17 protein-coding genes and 1 tRNA gene are annotated in these 22,327 nt (G+C 33.2%); 14 read left to right on the top strand and 4 right to left on the bottom strand.

The features are described from left to right. Nucleotides 1–336: 336 nt before the first annotated feature. Together AAGV28_RS14380 and AAGV28_RS14375 are read left to right on the top strand one after the other, a co-directional pair. Complete coding sequence (locus AAGV28_RS14380) at nt 337–1,743, top strand: OmpA family protein (protein WP_373407450.1); 1,407 nt, start codon at nt 337–339, stop codon at nt 1,741–1,743. A 64-nt stretch (nt 1,744–1,807) separates the two neighbouring features. Beyond that, complete coding sequence (locus AAGV28_RS14375) at nt 1,808–4,570, top strand: PD-(D/E)XK nuclease family protein (RefSeq protein ID WP_373407449.1); 2,763 nt, start codon at nt 1,808–1,810, stop codon at nt 4,568–4,570. Between the two features lie 129 nt (nt 4,571–4,699). Here the strand turns inward: AAGV28_RS14375 and AAGV28_RS14370 are convergent, their stop codons facing one another. Continuing rightward, entirely contained in the window at nt 4,700–5,482 is a 783-nt protein-coding gene (locus tag AAGV28_RS14370; protein WP_373407448.1) for an alpha/beta fold hydrolase, read from the bottom strand. Nucleotides 5,483–5,712: 230 nt separating this feature from the next. On the opposite strand from AAGV28_RS14370, the gene AAGV28_RS14365 reads away from it, so the two are divergent. From AAGV28_RS14365 to cynS, 3 genes are all read left to right on the top strand, one after another. Then, nucleotides 5,713–6,060 carry a hypothetical protein gene (locus AAGV28_RS14365; RefSeq protein ID WP_373407447.1) on the top strand — a complete coding sequence of 116 codons (348 nt, stop codon included), beginning with the start codon at nt 5,713–5,715 and terminating at the stop codon, nt 6,058–6,060. Between the two features lie 86 nt (nt 6,061–6,146). Continuing rightward, nucleotides 6,147–6,668 carry a ferritin gene (locus tag AAGV28_RS14360; protein WP_373407446.1) on the top strand — a complete coding sequence of 174 codons (522 nt, stop codon included), beginning with the start codon at nt 6,147–6,149 and terminating at the stop codon, nt 6,666–6,668. 196 nt (nt 6,669–6,864) lie between these two features. Then, complete coding sequence (cynS, locus tag AAGV28_RS14355) at nt 6,865–7,308, top strand: cyanase (RefSeq protein ID WP_373407445.1); 444 nt, start codon at nt 6,865–6,867, stop codon at nt 7,306–7,308. 292 nt (nt 7,309–7,600) lie between these two features. Here cynS and AAGV28_RS14350 read toward each other — a convergent pair whose 3' ends face one another. Next, the gene (locus tag AAGV28_RS14350; RefSeq protein ID WP_373407444.1) at nt 7,601–8,893 is read right to left on the bottom strand and encodes an aminopeptidase P family protein; all 1,293 of its coding nucleotides are present in this window, start codon (nt 8,891–8,893) and stop codon (nt 7,601–7,603) included. Nucleotides 8,894–9,100: 207 nt separating this feature from the next. Further along, nucleotides 9,101–10,462 carry a hydroxymethylglutaryl-CoA synthase family protein gene (locus tag AAGV28_RS14345; RefSeq protein WP_373407443.1) on the bottom strand — a complete coding sequence of 454 codons (1,362 nt, stop codon included), beginning with the start codon at nt 10,460–10,462 and terminating at the stop codon, nt 9,101–9,103. A gap of 368 nt (nt 10,463–10,830) precedes the next feature. On the opposite strand from AAGV28_RS14345, the gene AAGV28_RS14340 reads away from it, so the two are divergent. The 5 genes from AAGV28_RS14340 (at nt 10,831) to AAGV28_RS14320 (ending at nt 16,422) form a co-directional block, all read left to right on the top strand. Next, the gene (locus tag AAGV28_RS14340) at nt 10,831–11,496 is read left to right on the top strand and encodes a succinate dehydrogenase cytochrome b subunit (RefSeq protein ID WP_373407442.1); all 666 of its coding nucleotides are present in this window, start codon (nt 10,831–10,833) and stop codon (nt 11,494–11,496) included. Between the two features lie 12 nt (nt 11,497–11,508). Beyond that, nucleotides 11,509–13,509, top strand: coding sequence for a fumarate reductase/succinate dehydrogenase flavoprotein subunit (locus AAGV28_RS14335; protein ID WP_373407441.1), 2,001 nt, complete (start codon nt 11,509–11,511; stop codon nt 13,507–13,509). Nucleotides 13,510–13,584: 75 nt separating this feature from the next. Continuing rightward, a complete protein-coding gene (locus AAGV28_RS14330) occupies nt 13,585–14,331 on the top strand; it encodes a succinate dehydrogenase/fumarate reductase iron-sulfur subunit (protein WP_373407440.1) in 747 nt (248 codons plus the stop codon). A 301-nt stretch (nt 14,332–14,632) separates the two neighbouring features. After that, a complete protein-coding gene (locus AAGV28_RS14325; protein ID WP_373407439.1) occupies nt 14,633–15,574 on the top strand; it encodes a helix-turn-helix domain-containing protein in 942 nt (313 codons plus the stop codon). Nucleotides 15,575–15,657: 83 nt separating this feature from the next. Then, nucleotides 15,658–16,422, top strand: a complete 765-nt coding sequence (locus AAGV28_RS14320; protein WP_373407438.1) for an amidohydrolase — start codon at nt 15,658–15,660, stop codon at nt 16,420–16,422. Between the two features lie 2 nt (nt 16,423–16,424). Here AAGV28_RS14320 and AAGV28_RS14315 read toward each other — a convergent pair whose 3' ends face one another. Continuing rightward, nucleotides 16,425–18,080 carry an Ig-like domain-containing domain gene (locus tag AAGV28_RS14315; protein ID WP_373407437.1) on the bottom strand — a complete coding sequence of 552 codons (1,656 nt, stop codon included), beginning with the start codon at nt 18,078–18,080 and terminating at the stop codon, nt 16,425–16,427. Nucleotides 18,081–18,231: 151 nt separating this feature from the next. On the opposite strand from AAGV28_RS14315, the gene AAGV28_RS14310 reads away from it, so the two are divergent. From AAGV28_RS14310 to AAGV28_RS14295, 4 genes are all read left to right on the top strand, one after another. Further along, entirely contained in the window at nt 18,232–19,236 is a 1,005-nt protein-coding gene (locus AAGV28_RS14310; RefSeq protein WP_373407436.1) for a hypothetical protein, read from the top strand. Then, entirely contained in the window at nt 19,196–21,484 is a 2,289-nt protein-coding gene (locus tag AAGV28_RS14305; protein WP_373407435.1) for a hypothetical protein, read from the top strand. Before AAGV28_RS14310 ends, AAGV28_RS14305 begins: the two co-directional genes overlap by 41 nt. Nucleotides 21,485–21,496: 12 nt before the next feature. Continuing rightward, nucleotides 21,497–21,898 (top strand): methylmalonyl-CoA epimerase, encoded by a 402-nt coding sequence (gene mce / locus AAGV28_RS14300; RefSeq protein WP_373407434.1) that lies wholly within the window; start codon nt 21,497–21,499, stop codon nt 21,896–21,898. Nucleotides 21,899–22,036: 138 nt separating this feature from the next. Further along, a tRNA-Ile gene (locus AAGV28_RS14295) sits at nt 22,037–22,110 on the top strand. Nucleotides 22,111–22,327 lie beyond the last annotated feature (217 nt).

Here is a 22,327-nt window from a genome sequence, read left to right as displayed (position 1 = left end):
CTATTAAAGATATTTATACCCAAAAGTAGTGTGTTTAAAAAAATCATACAATGCACGTATTAATTTAATATATAATACCATTTTCCTTTTTTTAACTCTTTAAGAATCTTAAAATTATATTTTTAATACAATAAATTTTATGTTTTGTTTTTTTTAATTATTTCTGTTTTTTTCCTCTAACACTTAGTTTACATGAGGCGCGCCTTTGTTTGATAAGATTAATAGTAATAAATGTGGAAATATTATAACATCTTTTTTAACTTTTTGTTTTGTAGTTAAAGAATTACGCGTTACTTTTGTGCATAATTAACTAAATTGTAATTAAAAAAATTAAGTATGAAACATCTTAACAAACTTTTTGTTGCTGTAATGATGGTGATGGGTATAAGTTCTCACGCACAGGATAGTAACAACCCATGGGCTATAGCTTTTGGAGTAAATGCTGTAGACTTTAGAACAAGTGCAGGTGGACCAGGCGGATGGTTAGACGATCATTTTTCTCAACCATTTAATGTAAAAGAGAACTGGAATATTCTTCCTTCTGTTTCCTATTTGAGCGTATCTCGATATGTAGGAAGTAATTTTTCTGTTGGACTTCAAGGTTCAGTGAACAAGATTGACAAAATAGTAATGTGGGATGGTAATCCATCACAAGATCATTATGTAATTAATCCAGGAGATTTAATGTACTACGGAATTGATGGAAATGTGAAATATAGTTTCATGAATTTGATTAAATCTAAAGTAATTGATCCAAGCTTACACTTAGGTGGAGGATATACTTTCTTAGGAGATAGTAGTTTTGGTACAGTTAACGCTGGTGCTGGTTTAACTTTTTGGTTTACAGAAAATGTTGGTTTAGCACTTGCTACTACATATAAAAAAGCATTCGGAACTAGTGATCCTTTAGTTCGTTCTCATGCTCAACATACAGCTGGTATTGTTTTCAAATTTGGTGGAAAAGATACAGATGGTGATGGAGTATACGACAAAGATGATGCTTGTCCAGAAGTTGCTGGTTTAAAACAATTCAATGGTTGTCCTGATACTGATGGAGACGGAATTATTGACTCAGAAGATGCTTGTCCTGAAGTTGCTGGTTTAGCTTCTTTAAAAGGTTGTCCAGATGCTGACGGTGACGGAGTTACTGATGCAGAAGATGCTTGTCCTAATGAGGCTGGTTTAGCTTCTTTAAAAGGATGTCCTGATGCTGATAAAGATGGTGTAGCTGATAAAGATGACAAATGTCCTACAGTTGCAGGTCCTAAAGAAAATGCAGGTTGTCCTTGGCCAGATTCTGATAAAGATGGCGTAGCTGATAAAGATGATGCTTGTCCAGAAGTTGCTGGTCCAGCTAGCAACAAAGGTTGTCCAGAAGTAACAGAAGAAGCTATGGATGCTCTTAAATCTCAAGCTAGATTTATCTACTTTAACTCAGGAAAATCTACATTCAAAACAGCTGACGTTCCTAAGAGATTAGATGCTATGGCTGCATTGCTTAAAAACTATGCTAACTCTGAGTTCCTAATTGAAGGTCACACAGATAGCGACGGTTCAGATGCATTCAACCAAAAACTTTCTGAAGCTAGAGCTGCTGCAGTTAAAAACGCATTATTAGATAGAGGAATCTCTTCAAGTAAATTAAAATCAGTAGGATACGGAGAATCTATGCCAGTTTCTACTAATAAAACTGCTGCTGGTAAAGCATTAAACAGAAGAACTGAAGTGAAATTAATCAAATAATTTCTTTTCAAAATATTATAGAAAACGCCTCGATTTATCGGGGCGTTTTTTTTATTTTTATGTTATGATAAATAGCAGCTTTATAGATAAAATAGCCCAAGTTTTAATCGAAAATTACTCTGGTAAACTCGTAGATACCATTGTAGTTTTGCCTAATAAAAGAGCGAAAGTTTTTTTGATTGAAGCCCTTAGAGAACAAGTGCCAAATACAATTCTCGCTCCAGATATTATTAGTATAGAAGATTTTGTTCAGGATATTGCTGGCGTTCGAACGGTTGATCCTATCGAATTGTTGTTTGAATTTCATGAGGTTTATTTATCCATAACAGATAAAGTTAATCAGCAATCTTTTGAGTTGTTTGCTAATTGGGCCAAAACGTTGTTGCAAGATTTTAATGAGATTGACCGATATTTATTAGACCCAACTCACGTTTTATCTTACCTAAAAGATATTGAGGACATCAAAAAATGGGGAATTGAAGTAGAGAATAAAACGCCATTACTTGAAAAATATATTGATTTTTGGAAATTACTTCCGCTTTATTATCAATCTTTATATGCACATTTACTCCAAAAAGGAATTGGATATCAAGGATTAATTTATCGTGAAGCAGTAGAGAATCTCAATCATTTTTCGAATTCAATTTCCAATAAGCAATATGTTTTTGCAGGATTTAATGCATTGAATGCTTCCGAAGAAAAAATTATTCAACATTTGATCTCGAATGGGCAAGCCAAAATTTATTGGGATGCCGACAAAACTTTTCTTAATGATCCTTATCATGATGCAGGATTGTTTTTGCGCCGATTTAAAGATAATTGGAAACACTATAAATCAAATCCTTTTGAATGGATTGTAGATGATTTTTCGCAGTCAAAAAACATTCAAATTATTGGCACACCAAAAAGCATTGGTCAAGCCAAAATTTCAGGAAGTATTATTGAAAAAATTATAGCCGAAAACCCAACCACAACTCTCGATAAAGTGGCGGTGGTTCTTGGAGATGAAAATTTATTAGTTCCGCTTTTATATTCTTTGCCTTCAACAGTGGGGGCTTTGAATATTACAATGGGTTATTCGAGTAAAAATAATCCTGCCCAAATTTTAATTGCCAAATTATTCAAAATGCACACTAACGCTTTGTCTAGAAAATCGAGTAGTTATGTGTTTTATTACAAAGATGTCTTGGATATATTGACTCATCCATTGGTGGAACCTTATGCTCAAACCTCCGCCTTGGTTAATATAATAAACAAGAATAATTATACTTTTATTAGCCATCATAAATTGATGGAATTGAATGTTAATCCGACCGATTTATTTTTATTGCTTTTCGAAAAATGGGAGCAAGGTTCGATAGCTGTCTTACAAACAGTTTCAAGATTGTTGTTGACTATAAAGGAAAATTTAAGCAATGATAACGAAGAAGAAAAGATCACTAAAGCTTTTGTTTTTGCCATTTTTAAAGTAATCAATAAACTAATCAATTATTATTCGCAGCACACACACATTGATAAAATTGAAACCTTACATGCTATTTATAAGCAAGTAATTGATTTGGCTGAGGTTTCATTTGAAGGAGAACCACTGAATGGTTTACAAATTATGGGAGTTTTAGAAAGCCGCGTTTTGGATTTTGATACGGTAATTGTTACCTCAATGAACGAAGGGAAATTTCCAGCAGGGAAATCGCAAAATTCTTTTATTCCTTATGATGTGAAACGAGAATTGGGTTTGCCAACATTTAAAGAAAAAGATGCTATTTATACGTATCACTTCTATCATTTATTGCAGCGGGCTAAGAATATTTATTTGTTGTATAATACCGAAAGTGAAGGACTTGATGCGGGTGAAAAAAGCCGATTTATTACCCAGCTTGAAGTAGAAAAACAACGCAATCATAATTTGTCGCACGAAATTTACAATGCCGTTTTGCCAGAAACTGCATATAAATCAATGGTGATCAAAAAATCGCCTGCGGTAATGGAGCGTTTGAAAAAAATTGCTGAAGAAGGATTTTCTCCTTCGGCTTTGACAAGTTATATTCGAAATCCAATCCAGTTTTATTTCCAAAAAATATTGCGAATAAGAGAAGTAGAAGAAGTAGAAGAGAACATCGCCTTGAATACTTTGGGAACGATAATTCACGAAACTTTAAAAGCTTTATACGAACCATTTATTGGAAAATTTATTTCAGAATCAGATATTAACAATTGTTTTAAATTGATTGATGCTGAGGTTTTAAAACAATTTAAAATTGTTTATAAAGAAGGCGAAATCAAAAAAGGACGCAATCTTTTGGCTTTTGAAGTGGCCAAAAGAAATGTATTTAATTTCCTGAAAGTAGAATTGGAAAGCATCAAAGCAGGAGATGCGATTAAAATTATCGCTTTGGAGCAAACTTTTGGAAGAATACTGCATCATCCTGATTTACCTTTTCCAGTATTGATAAAAGGAAATGTCGATCGAATTGAAGAACGCAATGGCATTATTCGAATTATTGACTACAAAACAGGAAAAGTAGAAAAAGCAAGTGTAAGTCTGAAGTCGTGGAACGGATTGACTCAGGAACTTAAAAACGACAAAATCATTCAGGTTTTGGCTTATGCGTTTATGTATGAACTGGAAACCAATGGAAAACCAATAGAAGCAGGAATCATTTCGTTTAAAAATCTAAAATCAGGGTTTTTGCCTTTTCAATTTAAAGAAGACAAAGACGTGCAGCAAATTATTAACCCCGAAATAATGACGAATTACCTGGAGCAAATGGTGTTGTTGTTGAAAGAGATATTGGATGATGCGATCCCTTTTGAGGAAAAGATTTGATTTTTTAAACATATAAGACGTATAATTTTTCCTCAAATTGAAGGGAGAAAAAGTTCAGATAAGTTATTTTATAAATGAAAATGATGGTTAAATCTGTGAAAATTGGCGTAATTTGTGGTGGAAAAAAAATTAAACCTTCTTAAAAAAATCCAATAAAATAGAAGTTAGTTCAATTCGGTTTTCAATAGAACTCATGTGTCCGTCAGGGAAAGTGACTAATTGAACAGCAGTTTCTTCAATTTGTTCTTTGGTTTCTTCATAAGGCAAAACCGGGTCTTTTTCTCCCAGAATCAGCATTTTTGGGTATTGCGTTAAATGCAATAACACTTCTCTGTCCATTCTTATTTTCATTCCTTCCAGCGAAGCAACGATGCCTTGAAGCGGTGTTTTTAAAGCTTCTTTTTTTACGAATTCGATATCGTCTTTTAATCGTTCGCGGTTTTCTTCGCTAAATAAATTAGCGATTGAAAGTGAAATAAAATTCGAAAAAGATTGTTTGACGGCTTTAATAGCGCGATCGCGATTGGCTTTTCTTTCGTCGCTGTCGGCTCTGGAAGTGGAATTCAATAACACCAATCCTTTGATGTAATCCGGATACATTTCGGCGAAAGCCAAAGCCACATAACCGCCCATGGAATGTCCAACAAAAATGGCTTTTCGAATACGCAATTCCGCTAAAACGGCGTGAACTACATCGGCATTGTCTTCCATTGAATGTACATAACCCATACATTCTGTTTCGCCATGCCCCAATAAATCAATGGTAATAATGCGGTTTTTTTTAGAAAATTCAGGAACAAAAGCCTGCCACATGGTTTGGTTTTCCAAAAAACCGTGTAATAATACAATAGCCGTTCCTTTGCCAGAATCGGTATAAGAAATACGAGTGTTTTTAAAATAAATTTGTTTCAATGGGGAAAGTATTTATGCAAAAATAGTGCTTTATCCAAAGCATTACAAAGTTATGTTTTTATTTGAATGTTGAAACTAAGGCTTTTGTTGTTCAATGGATAAGTCATTTTATTTCAAAAATAATATAACGCTAATAAGGAAAGTTGTTATTTTAAATAAGTCTTAATTAGGTGGGGTTTTAATTAAATTTTTTTAAATTTGCAGTCTATTATTTTATCAATATGAATCCAGTGAGTAATTTGACAAATACCGTTTTATTCGAAACTGAAAAAGGCTATAGTTACCAATGTGATGTAACTAATTGTATCATTATCAATTTTGTAGATACCGTTTCGACTTATAAAATTCAAGATTTTTTGATTTTTCAAAGAAAAGTAAATAGTGTCGATATTTTGAATATGCTTTATGATCTATCCGATCAATCGGACGCTCAATTGATTGAAACTACCAAAAGAAACTTCTCTCGTAAGCTTAACATTTGCGAAATAGTGCAATTAAGAGAATTACTAAACGGAACAAAATTCACCCTGAGTTTACATTCCATGCTTTGTGACGTATTAACGATAAACTTAGTCTAGATTTACTTAGAATAAATACAAATTCCTCAGTAATATAGCCTGATTGCTTTAAATTTTATAATTTAGCAGTATAAAATTAAATGGTCATGAAAGATTTACTAAGAACCAATACTTCATTAACTGAAGGGATTGAACAGATATTAAACTTACAAGCTAAAATTGAAAGCGAAGCTTCTAACAAGTATTTAGCAATGGCAGCTTGGCTGGATAGAAACGGTTATGAAAATACAGCTGGATATTTATACAAACAAGCCGAAGAAGAGCGTGAGCATTTCTTAAAAGTGTTTCGATACATCACTGATATGGGCGGCATTGCAGTAACCCCTTCGGTTCCAGAAGTGCAACAAGAGTTTGCTTCTTTAAGAGAAGTTTTCGAAATCGCTTTACAAAATGAAATTGCAGTTACTAAGGCAATCAATAAAGTTATTGCCAAATGTAGAGCCGAAAATGATTATGCTACAGAAGATTTTATGATGTGGTATGTTGCTGAGCAAAGAGAAGAAGAAAAAAATGCTCGTAGAGCTTTAGAGCTTTTCGAATTAATCAATGAAAACGAAGCTACTGGAAAGTTCGAATTAGATGTGCAAATTGCAAAAATTGGAGCATAAAAAACCAAATAATAAATAAAAAAATCCCTTAACGATACCATTGTTAAGGGATTTTTTGTTTGATGCTAAAAATTGGTTTTTTCGCAACAAAAAATATGTTTTTGAGTTGTTTTTGGGTTTAATTCTCGTTATTTATTGTTGATTTATGTTTTGTTTCTTAGTTTTATTAAAAATGTATAATTCTAAATAAACAAACATGAATAGAGAAGTTTGCACAGCAATGGTTATCGAAGCCAAACAAGAAAAACAAATCACCTACCAGCATATCGCTCAGGCGATCAATCGAAATATAGTTTGGACTACTTCGGCAATTTTAGGACAAAATACTTTTGACGCAACTGAGGCTAAAATAATCTGCGAAATCCTCGATTTAGATGCAACAGTTGAAAAAGCCCTGCAAATTTTTCCTGAAAAAGGAGTAACGGCTATTATGCCTCCAACAGATCCTTTAATTTACCGACTTTACGAAATTGTTTTGGTCTATGGCGAAACCATAAAACAAGTCATTCATGAAAAAGCAGGCGATGGTATAATGAGTGCAATAGATTTTACGATGGACATAGAAAAAGAAGAAAATCCAAAAGGCGATCGTATTAAAATTACCCTTGATGGCAAGTTTTTACCGTACAAAAAATGGTAGTATTTTTTTAGAAATAACCCGTTGGGTGAAATTATCAAAAACGTCAATGGTAGTGTTTTTTGCGTAATGAAATGAAGCGAAAAATGTATCGAGAACCGTTTTCTATTCAATATTTTCTTCTTCTCGATACAAATTTTCCGAAAAAGCTGTCGCGTTTTCTGAAAATTCACTCGAACTGACGAAAATTTAATATCCAAAAACAATTTCACCCAACGAGTTAGAAATAATAAAAACAAAACGGCTCACTTTCGTAAACCGTCTATTTTCTCTATTCTATTTTCTATTCTCTAAATCAGGCATTCATAATCGTTTCAATTTCCTCAATTTCAATTGGAATATTTTTCATCAAATTAAAAGGCTCGCCTGTAGGATGGATGACCACATTATCTTCCAGACGAATTCCGAAACCTTCTTCGGGAATGTAAATTCCGGGTTCTACGGTAAAAACCATGTTGGCTTGCATGGGTTCGGTTAAAAGTCCGTAATCGTGGGTGTCTAATCCCATGTGGTGCGAAGTGCCGTGCATGAAGTATTTTTTGTAAGCTGGCCAATCCGGATTTTCATTTTGCACATCGGCTTTGTCCAAAAGTCCTAAACCAAGCAATTCAGCAGTCATTATTTTCCCCACTTCATTGTGGTATTGTTTCCAAAGTGTTCCGGGAGTCAGCATTTTTGTAGCTTCATTTTTTACTCTTAAAACGGCATTGTAAACTGCTTTTTGTCTTTCGGAATAACGACCTGAAACAGGAATGGTTCGGGTTAAATCGCTGGAATAATTAGCATATTCGGCGGCAACGTCTAGCAAAATCAAATCGCCCGCTTTGCATTCTTTGTTGTTTTCGATATAATGCAACACATTCGCATTATTTCCCGAGGCAATAATCGGTGTATAAGCAAAACCTTTGGAACGATTGCGAATGAATTCGTGAATGAATTCGGCTTCGATTTCGTATTCCATTACATTGGGTTTTACAAACTCCAGAATACGTCGAAAGCCTTTTTCGGTAATGTTGCAAGCCTGCTGAATCAAATCGATTTCTTCACTTTCTTTTACCGAACGCAGCCGTTGCAAAATAGGATTGCTTTTGGCAACAGCGTGAGCGGGATATTTCTCTTTCCACCATTTTACAAAACGCGCTTCTCGGGTTTCAGTTGCAACTGTAGCGCGATAATGCTCGTTCGTATTGATATAAATAGTCTCTGAATACGACATTAATTCGGCCAAAACTTTTTCGAAATCTTGCAACCAATGTACAGTTTTGATTCCCGAAACAGCAAAAGCATCTTCTTTAGTTAATTTAGCACCTTCCCAAATAGCGATTAATTCGCTGGTTTCTTTCAGGAATAGCATTTCTTTTTGGTGTTCGTAAGGGGCATCTGGAAAAATAAGTAAAATACTTTCTTCCTGATCGATTCCGCTTAAATAAAAAATATCGCGGTGTTGTGCAAACGGCAAAGTGCTGTCGGCGCTTACGGGATAAATATCATTCGAATTAAAAACCGCTACACTTTTAGGCTTCATTTGAGCGGTAAATTTGCTGCGATTTTTTATAAATAATTGGCGGTCAATTTGATGGTATTTCATTTGAAAAAGTTTTGAAATACAAATCTAAACAATCCAGTTTAAAAAGACTATAGCGTAGTTTATGATGAGGTAAATAATACCGCAAATTCGTAAATTTATAGCTATTAATACGGCTAAAATATATTAGCCGCAAAGACCGCAAAAATTTTCCGTAAAGAATAGAAAGACATTTTTTAAAAATAATTTGCGAATTTGCGGTTGTGGTTTTTAATCAATCCATTTGTAGTAACGTGCACCAATAAGATTTGGAATTTCTTTTTCAATTCGGTCTAAAATCCATTCGTTTTTTGGTGTTTGTATGCTTTGTTTTTGTTCTTTTTTATGCAGTTTCTCATAAGTGTCAAAGTCAATCTCAAAGCTTTTAGCTAAGGTTTCAAAAAGAGCAACATCTGAAATTGCTGATTTCCATTCTTCCTGAATGGTTCCTTCAAATACTTTTGATTTGGAACCACTTCCGTAAGCCATAAACCCAAAAGTGTTACCAGCAATTTCTTTTTTCGAATCGTAAAAATGCGCCAGAGTTGACAAAAATCCCATGAACATAGAACCGGTGTATAAGTTTCCAATCAGAGAAGAAGCCAATTCGGCAGGCATTAATTTTTCATCAACAAAGTCTTTGTATTCCTGAGTTTTGCTGGTTTCCTTTAACTTATTTTGGTATTCTGCAGGAGTTTCTTCCCCAGAAATAATCGAATTTTCGGCATCTAGCGCATATATTTCAGATAACATTCTGCGTCCTTGAAATGAATAAGGCAGGTGCATGATGATACTGTTCCAGGAATTATATAATGTAGCCGAAGTTTCTTTAAGTTTCTTGAACGAGAAATACGCATTACGTGTTCTGTCCATGTAGCATTGGTTCGAATATTGTCCGTCAAAAACAGGTTGGTCTTTGTGAATTTCAATTTCGGTTTCTAAATGATCAAACCAGGCTTCGTTGTTTTTGTTTCCGGTTATGGTTTCTTTTGAAAGGGTTCTGTGTGGTTTGAAAAAATCAAAAACACCTTTTGTATTAGTTGCCCAATTATTTTCGAAAGCAATAATTCTAGGGTTTGTGGTGATTAACATGGCTGTTGCTCCCGCGCCTTGGGTGTATTCGCCAGTGGAATTCAAATCGTATTTTGCAATATCAGTAGTTACAACAATTGCTTTTTTATCAGGATTTAATCGGATGAAATCAAGGCAATTTTGCATCGCATCGACACCGCCAATACAGGCAAAAGTAAAATCGACAACATCGCATTCGGCTAAAGTGTTTTCGCCAAATTTTTGCTCCATTAAATCCACTAGAAATGAACCAATAGGTTTTGCGTTATCAATACCACTTTCGGTTCCCACATAAATGCGAGCAATTTCAGTTAAGTTAAGTTCGTTGTTTTGAATCAGTTTAGTTAAAGCATTTGCTGCAAAAACAACACTGTCCTGATGCGCATCTGGCAAAGTCATTTGGATTAATCCTAAACCTTTTTCTAATTTTTCTGGCTCTATATTTCTGGCTTCAGCCAATGTTTTTATGGGTAAATGTAATTTAGCTACGTCAAATGATAGTGCGTCAATTCCTGTTTTCATTTTCATTTTTTTAGAATTTACAAAGATAAATGCCCCTTTTGAATTGCTGTTTTTTTAACTACACAAAATAGTGTGTTTTTGTGTTTTTTGCTGATTTAAAAGCATTTTATTCTAAAAATTATTAAATGTATATTTTTTAGGCTTTTGAATGATTATTGTTGATTTGTTTATTTACTGAATTTTGCTGTTTCTTTTAGTTTAATTTTTGTTAATGTACTGATAGTTAGTTTTTTAAATTGTTTTTGCTGTAGCTTTTCGGATGTTTTGCATTAAAACTTTATAATGTTTCTAAATAAGAACGAAAAGGTTGTAGTTCGTTACTAATTACTTTATTTTTGTGTACTTTTTAAATTATATTCTAAAATATTATGGCAAAATCTGGATTATTGAAATCGTCAATAGCAAAAAAAGTAGCTATGGCACTTTCAGGACTTTTTTTGATGTTGTTTCTAGCACAGCATTTTTTTATTAATATGACTTCAGTGTTTAGTGCTGATGTTTTTAATTCAATTTCTCATTTCATGGGGACCAATCCTTTGATTCAGTTTGTATTGCAACCGATACTTATCTTGGGAGTTGTTTTTCATTTTATCATGGGGTTTGTTTTGGATATTCAAAACAAAAAAGCAAGACCAATAGCGTATGCAACTTACAATGGCGCTGCTAATGCAAGTTGGGCTTCTCGTAACATGATTATCTCAGGTTCAGTTATTTTAGCTTTCTTAGCTTTACACTTTTATGATTTCTGGTTTCCAGAGATAGTTTATAAGTATGTAGAGTTTAGACCAGCAGATGAGACAAGATATGCTCATGAATTAGCTGAGAAATTTGTAAGTCCGGTACGTACTGGCTTGTATTCTTTGTCTTTTGTGTTGTTATCATTACACTTACAACATGGATTTAGTTCTTCTTTTCAATCAGTAGGGGCAAATAACAAATACACTAAAGGGATGAAAAATTTTGGATTATGGTTTTCTGTAATCGTTCCTTTAGGATTCGTATTTATAGCTTTATTTCATCATTTCAATCATTAATATTCAATTATAATGGCATTAGATTCAAAAATTCCACATGGTCCAATTGCGGACAAATGGACAAATTATAAAGATCATATTAATTTAGTAAACCCTGCTAACAAACGTAATTTAGATATTATTGTTGTTGGAACAGGATTAGCTGGAGGTTCGGCAGCTGCTACTTTAGCTGAATTAGGATACAACGTAAAAGCATTTTGTTTTCAGGATTCACCTCGTCGTGCGCACTCAATTGCAGCACAAGGAGGAATCAATGCAGCAAAAAATTATAAAGGAGACGGTGACTCCGTTTACAGATTGTTTTATGATACTGTAAAAGGTGGAGATTACCGCGCTCGTGAGGCAAACGTACACCGTTTAGCTGAAGTTTCTACTAATATTATTGACCAATGTGTGGCTCAAGGGGTGCCATTGGCTCGAGAATATGGTGGATTATTGGACAACCGTTCTTTTGGAGGAACTTTGGTTTCCAGAACATTTTATGCACAAGGGCAAACTGGGCAGCAATTACTGTTAGGAGCTTATTCGGCAATGAACCGCCAAATTGGTCGTGGAAAAATTAAAATGTACAACCGTCATGAAATGCTAGAATTAGTAAAAATTGATGGTAAGGCAAGAGGTATTATCGCTCGTAACCTGATTACAGGTGAAATTGAAAGACATTCGGCTCATGCAGTTGTTATTGCATCTGGAGGTTACGGAAACGTTTTCTTCTTATCAACTAATGCAATGGGATCGAATGCTACTGCAGCTTGGAAAATCCATAAAAAAGGAGCTTTCTTCGCAAACCCTTGTTATACGCAAATTCACCCAACATGTATCCCAGTTTCTGGAGATCATCAGTCAAAATTAACTTTGATGTCTGAGTCGCTTCGTAATGACGGACGTATCTGGGTTCCTGCAAAATTAGAAGACGCAAAAGCTATTCGTGAAGGGAAGAAAAAAGCAACTGATTTAGCGGAAGCAGATAGAGATTATTTCTTAGAAAGAAGATATCCAGCCTTTGGTAACTTAGTACCACGTGACGTAGCTTCTCGTGCTGCAAAAGAAAGATGTGATGCTGGTTTTGGTGTTAACAAAACAGGTGAAGCAGTTTACCTGGATTTTGCTGCGGCAATTCAACGTTATGGAAAAGAAGCTGCTTATGTAAAAGGTTTAGATGCTAATGATACTAAATTAGTAACTAAATTAGGTACTGAAATTGTAAAAAGTAAATACGGGAACTTGTTCCAAATGTATTATAAAATTGTAGATGAGGATCCTTATACTTCACCAATGATGATTTACCCAGCGGTTCACTACACCATGGGTGGAACTTGGGTTGATTATAACTTGATGACTACAATCCCTGGTTGTTTCTCTATTGGAGAATCTAACTTCTCTGATCACGGAGCAAACAGATTGGGAGCTTCTGCTTTAATGCAAGGTTTGGCTGATGGCTATTTCGTATTGCCTTACACTATTGGAGATTATTTAGCTCCGGATATCAAAATGGGAGAAATTTCTACTGATAGACCTGAGTTTGAAGAAGCTGAAAAAAGTGTAAAAGAATTGATTGCTAAATTTATGAATAATAAAGGAACGCATTCAGTAGACCACTTCCACAAAAAATTAGGAAAAATTATGTGGAATAAAGTAGGGATGGCTCGTAACGAAAAAGGATTGAACGAAGCTATTGAAGAAATTGCTGCTTTGCGCGAAGAGTTTTATAAAGATGTAAGAGTACCTGGAACTGACAAAGGATTTAACCAAGAATTAGAAAAAGCAATTCGTGTTGCCGATTTCTTAGAATTAGGAGAATTGTTTGCTAAAGATGCTTTACACCGTAATGAATCTTGTGGAGGTCACTTCCGTGAGGAGTACCAAACAGAAGAAGGAGAAGCACTTCGTGATGACGAGAACTTTGCATACGTTGCAGCTTGGGAATACAAAGGAAAACCAAGTGATGCAGTGTTGCACAAAGAACCACTGAATTACGAAAACATTAAACTAGTTCAAAGAAGTTATAAATAGTAATTAGTCCAAAGTCCCTAGTCCAAAGTTACAGGCTTTAGACATTCGACTTTATGACTTTCAAACTAAAACAGTATGAAACTTACATTAAAAATATGGCGTCAAAAAAACGCCCAAGATAAAGGAGCAATGGTCGATTATAAAATCGACGGAATTGAACCTGATATGTCATTCCTTGAAATGCTTGACGTATTCAACGAACAACAAATCAATGCAGGTGAAGAGCCAGTAGCTTTTGACCACGATTGTCGCGAAGGAATTTGCGGAATGTGTTCTTTATTCATCAATGGAGAAGCTCATGGTCCGGATAGAGGAGTTACTACTTGTCAATTGCACATGCGTATGTTCAAGGATGGAGATACTATTACTATCGAGCCATTCCGTGCAGCTGCTTTCCCGGTTGTAAAAGACTTAGTAGTTGACAGAAGCTCTTTTGACAGAATCCAGCATGCAGGAGGATTTATCTCGGTAAATACATCAGGAAACACTATCGATGCCAATACAATTCCAGTTAACAAACAAGATGCTGATGCTGCTTTTGATGCTGCAACTTGTATTGGATGTGGAGCTTGTGTAGCTACTTGTAAAAACTCTTCAGCAATGTTATTTGTTGCTGCAAAAGTTTCTCAATTTGCTTTATTACCACAAGGTCAGGTAGAAGCAGTTGATCGTGTATTGAACATGGTAAGCCAAATGGACGACGAAGGTTTTGGTAACTGTACGAACACTGGAGCTTGTGAAGTAGAATGTCCAAAAGGAATTTCTCTAGAAAACATTGCTCGTATGAACAGAGAATATCTTTCAGCTAGTTTGAAAGGATAATAAAATAGTCCAAAAGTCTTTAGTCGAAAGTCTTAAAGTGAAATTATAGTTCAAAAAACGCATTCATTGATTTGGATGCGTTTTTTTATTTTGGGGTGTCTTTCGTGTCGTCCCAAAAGACGAGACATCGGTCGGGCTATTCGTTACAATCTTTTATTTCACTACATTACATAAAAGGATTTTCACTACTATCCCTCACCCGAAATCTCTGCATAAATGAAAATGACGTAAAGATGACATAATAGTATTTCATTAATTATACTAGATTTCGCTTATTTTTGGAGGAATATTCAATTGATTTATGGAAAACCAAAATTTAGCTCAAGGAGTAAAAGAATTAAGAAAAAGAAAAGCTTTATCACAAGATGAGTTAGCCAAAAATGCTGGTTTGTCATTACGAACCGTTCAAAGAGTTGAAAACGGCGAAACAATACCTACAGGTGAAACACTAAAAAGAATAGCAGCTGTTTTAGAAGTTGCTCCAGATGAATTGTTAGGTTTTACATCTGAAAAAGAAACACCTAAAATAGTTCTAAAAACAAAACACGAATACGTACATTTTTTTAATGACAAACTGGTTTTTAGTAAAACTCCCGAAATTAATTTAGTTGATGATTATAGAAAATCGGTAACTTATGTTTTTAGAACATTAATGGTGTTTTTAATTGGTATCCCTCTATTTACAGCTATTGGAATTTATTTCTATTCTGTTGGAAATATAGCTTTGGCATTTTTTTGTGGAACTTTTGTTTTTCTTTATTTGGTTTCAGCAGTAAATACTATGTTGTTTGGTTCAGGATCTCCTGTTGTAAATATTGATGCTATTATTAATATAAAAATCGAAAAAAAATTATCTTATAATATTGTAAATATTTCAATCCTAGAGTCGGGAAGGATAAAGCAAAGAGGATTGGTTTTAGAAAAAGAGCAAATGCAAACTGTTATTGATACTTTATTAGTAGAGAAATTATTGGATAAAAAAGATATTAAAATTAATACAAAAAGCGAAAGGATAAAATTTGCTCTGTTTTTTGTATATATAATGGGTACTTGTTTATTTCTGTCTTATTACCCTAAACTTAATTATTTGACAACTTATTTTCAATCAGGGATATTGTTTATAGTATGTTTAAATGTGATACTTAAAATGTTGCAGAACTCGGTGTTTTTAAATTCTGATATAAGATCAAAAGGATTTTTGAAAAATGATAAAAGTGGACTAAATAATCAATTAGTAAAATAAAATTTACATATGATTTTGACAAAATAAACTCTGTGCCTCTCTGTGGAAACTTTGTGTATCTTTGTGAAACAACCTTTTTTGTTATGAAAATCGCACTTATTCAATCCTCTTTATTTTGGGAGAACCCAAAAGCGAATAGAAACTATTTCGAAGAAAAAATCAATGCTATTACTAAAAAAATAGATTTAGTTATTCTTCCTGAAATGTTTTCTACTGGTTTCACTATGAATCCTGGCGCTGTTGCTGAAACCATGCAAGGCGAAACAGTATTGTGGATGCAATCTTTGGCGAAAGCCCAAAAAACGGCTATTACAGGAAGCGTGGTTATTGAAGAATCAGGAAATTTTTATAATAGAATGCTGTTTGTTTTTCCTTCGGGAGAAATTCAGTTTTATGATAAAAAGCATTTGTTTACAATGGCTGGCGAAGACAAGGTATACACAGCTGGTAATAAAAAACTAATTATAGATTATTTAGGCTGGAAAATTTGCCCTATGGTTTGTTATGATTTGCGTTTTCCAGTTTTTTCCAGAAATACTGAAAATTATGATTTGTTACTGTATGTGGCGAGTTGGCCAGAAAAGCGAATCAATGCCTGGGACGCACTACTGAAAGCCCGTGCTATCGAAAACATGAGTTATGTGGTTGGAGTGAATAGAATAGGAGTTGATGGGAATGAACATCAATATTCTGGACACAGTCAGGTAATAGACTGTTTAGGCGATTATATATTGGTTCCTAATGAATCTGAAGATGTGTTTTTAATCGATTTAGATCGAGAAAAAATGCTTGATACAAGAAATAAAATGGGTTTTCTAAACGATAAAGATTCGTTTAAGTTGCTTTAATGTTATCGTGTATTCTTCTTGTTCTTGTCGTCTTTTTTGATGGGAGGCGTGTAGGGAATGCTTAAGTCAAAAGATTGTTCCACATCCCAGTTAGCTCTAACATCGATTTCTCCAGAAAAATAAATGACTTCTTCAGCATATTTATTTTCTAAAAAATTTCCGGGATCAAATCTCTTATTTTTGTTGGTATCGTAAATAGCACGGAGTGAAAACTGAGCTGGATCCAGAAGATTGAAACTAATCACAGTATCGGATTCGATATATTCGCTAACAACTACATCTCCAGTTGATTTTAGCAATTCGACAATAACTGGATATGATTTTACATTTTCTAATTTTACTTTTAAATTCCCGTAGTTTTCTAGTTCCTTGGTGCTTATTTGGTAATTTAGTGTGTCATTTGTTTGGTCGTAAAAATCTGTCATTGCACCTGGAAGGATATTAATCGTGTATTTTTCAGCAACTTCTTTTTTGAAATCAAAAAATAATTTTTGAGTAAACACATCATACTTGGTAGTGAATTTTACATCGGTAGAATCAGCATCGATTAATTTGATTTTTGACTCGTCAAATTTAACCAATGGTGTTGAGGATTCTAAACCAAACAGATCTTTAAAGCTAATAGGGCTTATCGCATTGATTGTCAAACTGTCCTTTTTTGGGCTTCTTGTTTTTAAAGCAAATATTTTATTGTAATTATTTTGAGTAACTTCTACGTTTAAAGAATCGGTTTTTATGGGTTTGTACCAAATTTGGAGCGAATCTTTTTTAGGCATTTTAGTCACAATGTTAGGTAGTATATCGTTGTTGTGTTTAAGTGTGATTTTAGGTATAGAATTCGTGTCTGCTATTGTTCCTTCGTAGCCCATCAATAATCTGTTTGCTGTTTCTTGAGTTGGCTTAAACGCTTTAAAAGGAATGTTTTCCTGGAATAATTCTATTTCGTATAAAGTGTCGTTTGGTACAGTAATAAAATCTTTGATAAAACCAATTTTTTCCGTTTTTGGATCAAACTTATTGTTGCTGTTAAGATCTTTTATAGCAATTAATTTATATTTTCCTGCTTTAAGATTTTCCAGACGAAAGGTTTTTAAACTGTCTAAAGTATTGGTTATATATCTTGGAGGATCATTGTAAATAATAGAATCATTATATGCATCATTCACTTCATAAAGCATTACCGAAATAAAGGATTCTGGTTCTTTTTCGTAAGCATATTTTACTTTTCCACCAATGGCTAAAGAGTCAATGTAATCTCCAGTTGAAAACACGTATTTAAACTGATTTAATGGATTTCCTTCATTATTATCCGTTATACTTTGTCCAAAATTAAAACTGTAGGTTGTGTTGGGTTCCAAAGTATCTTTGATTCTTATAGTAATGATTTTGCTGGCAGTTGTAGGTAAAATTAACGGGTCATTTTTCATTGGCGGCGAAATCACTAATTGTTTTCTAATGTTTTTTAGAATTACAATTTCGTCAAATTCTAATTTGATTTGTTTGTCTTTGAAATTAGTGTTGAAATTCTCAGGGAAACTTGTTCTTAAACTTGGAGCAATGGTGTCTTTTAGTCCGCCAGTAATACTTCCTCTTTTGGCACAACTAAAAATTAAAACTGCGAATAAAAATAAAATGTATTTTGAGGTGTTTTTCAACATGATTATAATGAAAATTTAATTGTACAAAATAACGATTATATTTTCGCTAAGCGAAATTTTTTAGCGAATTATTGGGAATCCAATTTGAATTTACTCTAGTTAGTTTGATTGAATTTCTTACATTTGTTAGGCTTATTTTAATTCCTCTTTTTTGAAAAAATATTTTCTTTATCTGATGTTGTTTTTGTTTACTGTTTCGTGTAGTCGAAAAGAGCATCCTGTTGTTTCTTTCTATTATTGGAAAACTAATTTTTCTTTGTCGAAATTAGAAAAAGAAACAGTAGAAGATAATGCGGTTCAAAAAATTTACATACGGTATTTTGATATTGATTTGCATCCAAAAACAGAGGAAGCTTTTCCGGTAAGTCCGATTCATTTTCTCGAAAAACCAAATATAAAGGAAATTGTTCCAGTAGTTTTTATCAAAAATAAAGTGATGTTAAAGTCTAATTTAGATATTGAGAAATTAGCTAAACAAACTTTCGATTTTGTAAATCTAATAAATACTAAAAACGGATTTTCGTGCAATGAAATTCAAATAGATTGCGATTGGACGTTGAATAGCAAGGATAATTATTTGCAATTTATGGAAGCTTTCAAGCGAATGTCGAATAAAAAATTATCGGCTACCATTCGTTTGCACCAAATTAAATATTTCGAAAAAACTGCTATTCCGAATGTAGATTCGGGAGTTTTGATGTATTATAATATGGGAAATATTGCTGTAAATGCTCCAAATTCAATATACGACAGAAGCATTGCCGAACGTTATATTAAAAGTTTGAAAAAATATCCGTTGGCTCTAAATTTTGCTTTGCCTATTTATTCCTGGGGAATTCATATTCGAAATAATAAAGTAATAGGATTGCGAAGTAAAATGAGTGTTTTAGATTTACAAAAAGATAAAAAATTTACGTTAGAAGACGAAACAAATTTTGTTGTCACTACTTCTAATTATCGAAATGGAACTTTTTATAAAAAAGGAGATGAATTAAAAATTGAAGCCATTTCGAAGAAGGATTTAAAGGAAATGGCGGAAGATTTAAGCGAAAATTCAGCAGTACAACCTAAAGAAATTATTTTTTACGACTTAGACGAATTCAATATAAAAAATTATGAAAAAACTATTTTTGAACAAGTTGTTTCTTGTTTTTAGTACTGTATTATTGTTTACTTACAGTGTGATTTATGCTTGTGGTGGTGGTGACTGGTTTGAAGATTGGTATTACAATTCTAATTTTACACCAGAGATTTTTGTGGACAAATCCTATTCGCCGTTGTTTTTGTCGGGAGAAGTTTTTTATAAAATTGGTTTTGATGACGAACATAACTCGCGTTTTAACGATCAAATTGTATCTGACTGGCAATTGTATTTAAAAGACAAAATGAATCCTGACGAGGTTAAGTCTTTTTTATTGGATAATAATAGAAAGATTAAGGTTGAGGAATTGTATTTCTTTTTTAAGACCAAGAATAAAAATGAATCTTCTATAGGTTTTGCTTCAAAAATAGATTTGAAAGATGCAAAGACTAAAGAGTTTATCAACTTTTTGTATTTGGCTCAGCATGTTGAAGATGTTTCTGTTGTAGAAAATAGTTGGAGTTATGATCCAGTTGTTTACAAGAGTTTTGCGAACTTGGAAATAATTGATGAACTTGAAAATAAATACAATAAAACAAAAGATGTGTTTCTAAAAAACAGGTATTGGTTTCAAACCATCAAAGCCTATTTTTATAGTGACGATAAGCAAAAAGCCATCGATTTTTTTAATAAGACTGCGGCTGCAGTTCCTAAAAACACTTTGTATTATAGAGCAGTTAGTTATTTGGCGGGGATTCATCATAAGCAAAAAAATTATTCCACTTCTAATTATTTGTACAGCCAGGTTTTTGATAAATGTCCGGAAATGCGTGTTGTGGCAGCATATAGTTTTCGCCCGCAGGATGAGGCCGATTGGAATCAATCTTTAGCATTGGCAAAAACCAATCCCGAAAAAGCGGCACTTTGGGCTATTCATGGCTATTATAAAGATGAAGAAACGGCAATTGCTAAAATTTTCGAATTAGATCCGTCAAGCGAACATCTAAATTATTTATTGACTCGATTAATTAATAATCAGGAAAATAAAATGCAACCGAATTACAAGGAGAAATCTGTTGCCGAAAATAAAAAACTGCAAAAATCAAAATTGGATCACACTACTTTTGATTTAGTTTCGAAAATTGCTGCTTCAAATAGCACGAACGAACCGTATTTGTGGAGTGTAGCTCTGGGATATTTACAAACTTTGAATGGAAATTATACTAAAGCAGATGAAATTTATGCTGCTGTTGAAACCCAATTACCAAAAACAGAATTAGCTTCCAGTCAGTTGCGATTGTTGCGATTTGTAAATAATTTGAATAAAATAACACAGATTAATTCTGCTTCCGAAAAAACTATTTTAAAAGATTTGAATTGGTTATACCACGAACTGCCAAATAAAAATCTAGAAGATTTTCGTTACCAAAATGCGTCTAGTTGGAGTAAGACGTATTTGTCTTCTTTGTATGAAACACAAAAAAATGAGGTTATGGCTGAGTTGTTTTCGCTATCCAATTACGATTATACAGGAAAGCAAAATTCTTTTTATGATAAGGAACAAAACTTGCAAGCAATGAAAGGTTTTCTGTTAAAGTCGAATAAGACAGAGATGGAAAAAATTGCCGAAAGTATTTATGGGCTAAAACTAAGAGACATTAGTGCTTTTCAAGCAGTAAAAGCAACTTTTGCTAATAAAATCCCTGAAGCGATTGCTTTTATGAAAGAAACAGATAGCATACAGCATTATATTTTATTAGGAAATTCGTTTAATGGAAACATAAAAGATTGCCACGACTGTGAGCATGCGGCTTATCAAAAAAGAAAGTTTACTCAAATACAATTTTTAACTTTAATAAAAGAAATGCAGGATAAAGTAGCTAAAAATGAAGATGTTTATAATAATAGTTTGTTGCTAGGTAACGCTTTTTATAACATTTCTCATTTTGGTAATGCGCGAACGTTTTATGAAATCAGTATTGTAGGTTATGGTTCTAGTCCGACCTATTTTAGAGAATCGATTAAAAAAATGATTGTGGATTGTTCAGTTTCGAAAATGTATTATCAAAAGGCTTTAGCTGCTGCAACCAACAAAGAGCAAAAAGCAAAATGTATTTATTTATTAGCAAAATGCGAGCGAAATGATTTTTACAATGATAGGTATTATTTTCAAAATAAAGATTACTGGAGTTATTATGGAGATAAAGTGAATTTTTTAGCCTGGAATGGATTTAAGCTTTTGCAAAATGAATATTCAGATACTAAATATTATCAGGATGTGATTAGAGAATGTGGTTATTTTAATACCTATGTTAATCAATAATATTTTAGTCAAATGAAAAAAATAGATCATATAGGTATTGCTGTAAAAGACATGATTGTTTCGAATGCATTGTTCGAGAAATTATTAGGCGTTGCTCCCTATAAACAAGAAGAAGTAGAAAGCGAAGGGGTTTTAACTTCATTTTTTAAAAGTGATACTAATAAAATAGAGCTTTTGGCGGCAACCTCTGAAGATAGTGTTATTGCTCAATTTATAGCTAAAAAAGGAGAAGGGATCCATCATATTGCTTTTGAAGTGGATAATATTGAAGAGGAGATGCAAAGACTAAAAAAAGAAGGGTTTACTATTTTGAATGAAATTCCTAAAAAAGGAGCAGATAATAAATTGGTAGTTTTTTTACATCCAAAAACTACTAATGGTGTTTTGATAGAATTGTGCCAAAATATTAAATGATTATTATTAGAATGGTACAATTCTAATAATCAGTACGTTTCTGCTGAGACTTTTTCTAATATTAAAGTAGTATAAAAAACTAAGTCAAAAATATTTGGAGCAACCAAAAAATAGTAGTAATATTGCAACCTCTTAACTGGTCCTATAGCTCAGCTGGTTAGAGCACCTGACTCATAATCAGGTGGTCCCTGGTTCGAGCCCAGGTGGGACCACTTTTAAAATCAAGCCTTTACAGCAATGTAGAGGCTTTTTTGTTTTCATAGGTTAAACATAGGTCAAACATTAATTTTTATTTTAATTTTGACTTATGGCTCAACAAATAAATTCTACTTTAGACTATCCGCTTTTCTTTGTGGGAAAATTTATAAAATCTGACTTGTTTACAGATTTTATAAATTTACATTATATGAATGAATCTGCGGAGATTAA

This window comes from Flavobacterium zubiriense (genome assembly GCF_041729725.1).
GTDB classification, from domain to species: Bacteria; Bacteroidota; Bacteroidia; order Flavobacteriales; family Flavobacteriaceae; genus Flavobacterium; species Flavobacterium zubiriense.
This window is presented reverse-complemented; position numbering and strand designations above follow the sequence as displayed.

Coding starts and splice junctions, on each gene's coding strand:
- AAGV28_RS14380 (WP_373407450.1), top strand. CDS start 337: ATGAAACATCTTAACAAACTTTTTGTTGCTGTAATGATGGTGATGGGT.
- AAGV28_RS14375 (WP_373407449.1), top strand. CDS start 1,808: ATGATAAATAGCAGCTTTATAGATAAAATAGCCCAAGTTTTAATCGAA.
- AAGV28_RS14360 (WP_373407446.1), top strand. CDS start 6,147: ATGAAAGATTTACTAAGAACCAATACTTCATTAACTGAAGGGATTGAA.
- cynS (WP_373407445.1), top strand. CDS start 6,865: ATGAATAGAGAAGTTTGCACAGCAATGGTTATCGAAGCCAAACAAGAA.
- AAGV28_RS14350 (WP_373407444.1), bottom strand. CDS start 8,893: ATGAAATACCATCAAATTGACCGCCAATTATTTATAAAAAATCGCAGC.
- AAGV28_RS14345 (WP_373407443.1), bottom strand. CDS start 10,462: ATGAAAACAGGAATTGACGCACTATCATTTGACGTAGCTAAATTACAT.
- AAGV28_RS14340 (WP_373407442.1), top strand. CDS start 10,831: ATGGCAAAATCTGGATTATTGAAATCGTCAATAGCAAAAAAAGTAGCT.
- AAGV28_RS14335 (WP_373407441.1), top strand. CDS start 11,509: ATGGCATTAGATTCAAAAATTCCACATGGTCCAATTGCGGACAAATGG.
- AAGV28_RS14330 (WP_373407440.1), top strand. CDS start 13,585: ATGAAACTTACATTAAAAATATGGCGTCAAAAAAACGCCCAAGATAAA.
- AAGV28_RS14325 (WP_373407439.1), top strand. CDS start 14,633: ATGGAAAACCAAAATTTAGCTCAAGGAGTAAAAGAATTAAGAAAAAGA.
- AAGV28_RS14320 (WP_373407438.1), top strand. CDS start 15,658: ATGAAAATCGCACTTATTCAATCCTCTTTATTTTGGGAGAACCCAAAA.
- AAGV28_RS14315 (WP_373407437.1), bottom strand. CDS start 18,080: ATGTTGAAAAACACCTCAAAATACATTTTATTTTTATTCGCAGTTTTA.
- AAGV28_RS14305 (WP_373407435.1), top strand. CDS start 19,196: ATGAAAAAACTATTTTTGAACAAGTTGTTTCTTGTTTTTAGTACTGTA.
- mce (WP_373407434.1), top strand. CDS start 21,497: ATGAAAAAAATAGATCATATAGGTATTGCTGTAAAAGACATGATTGTT.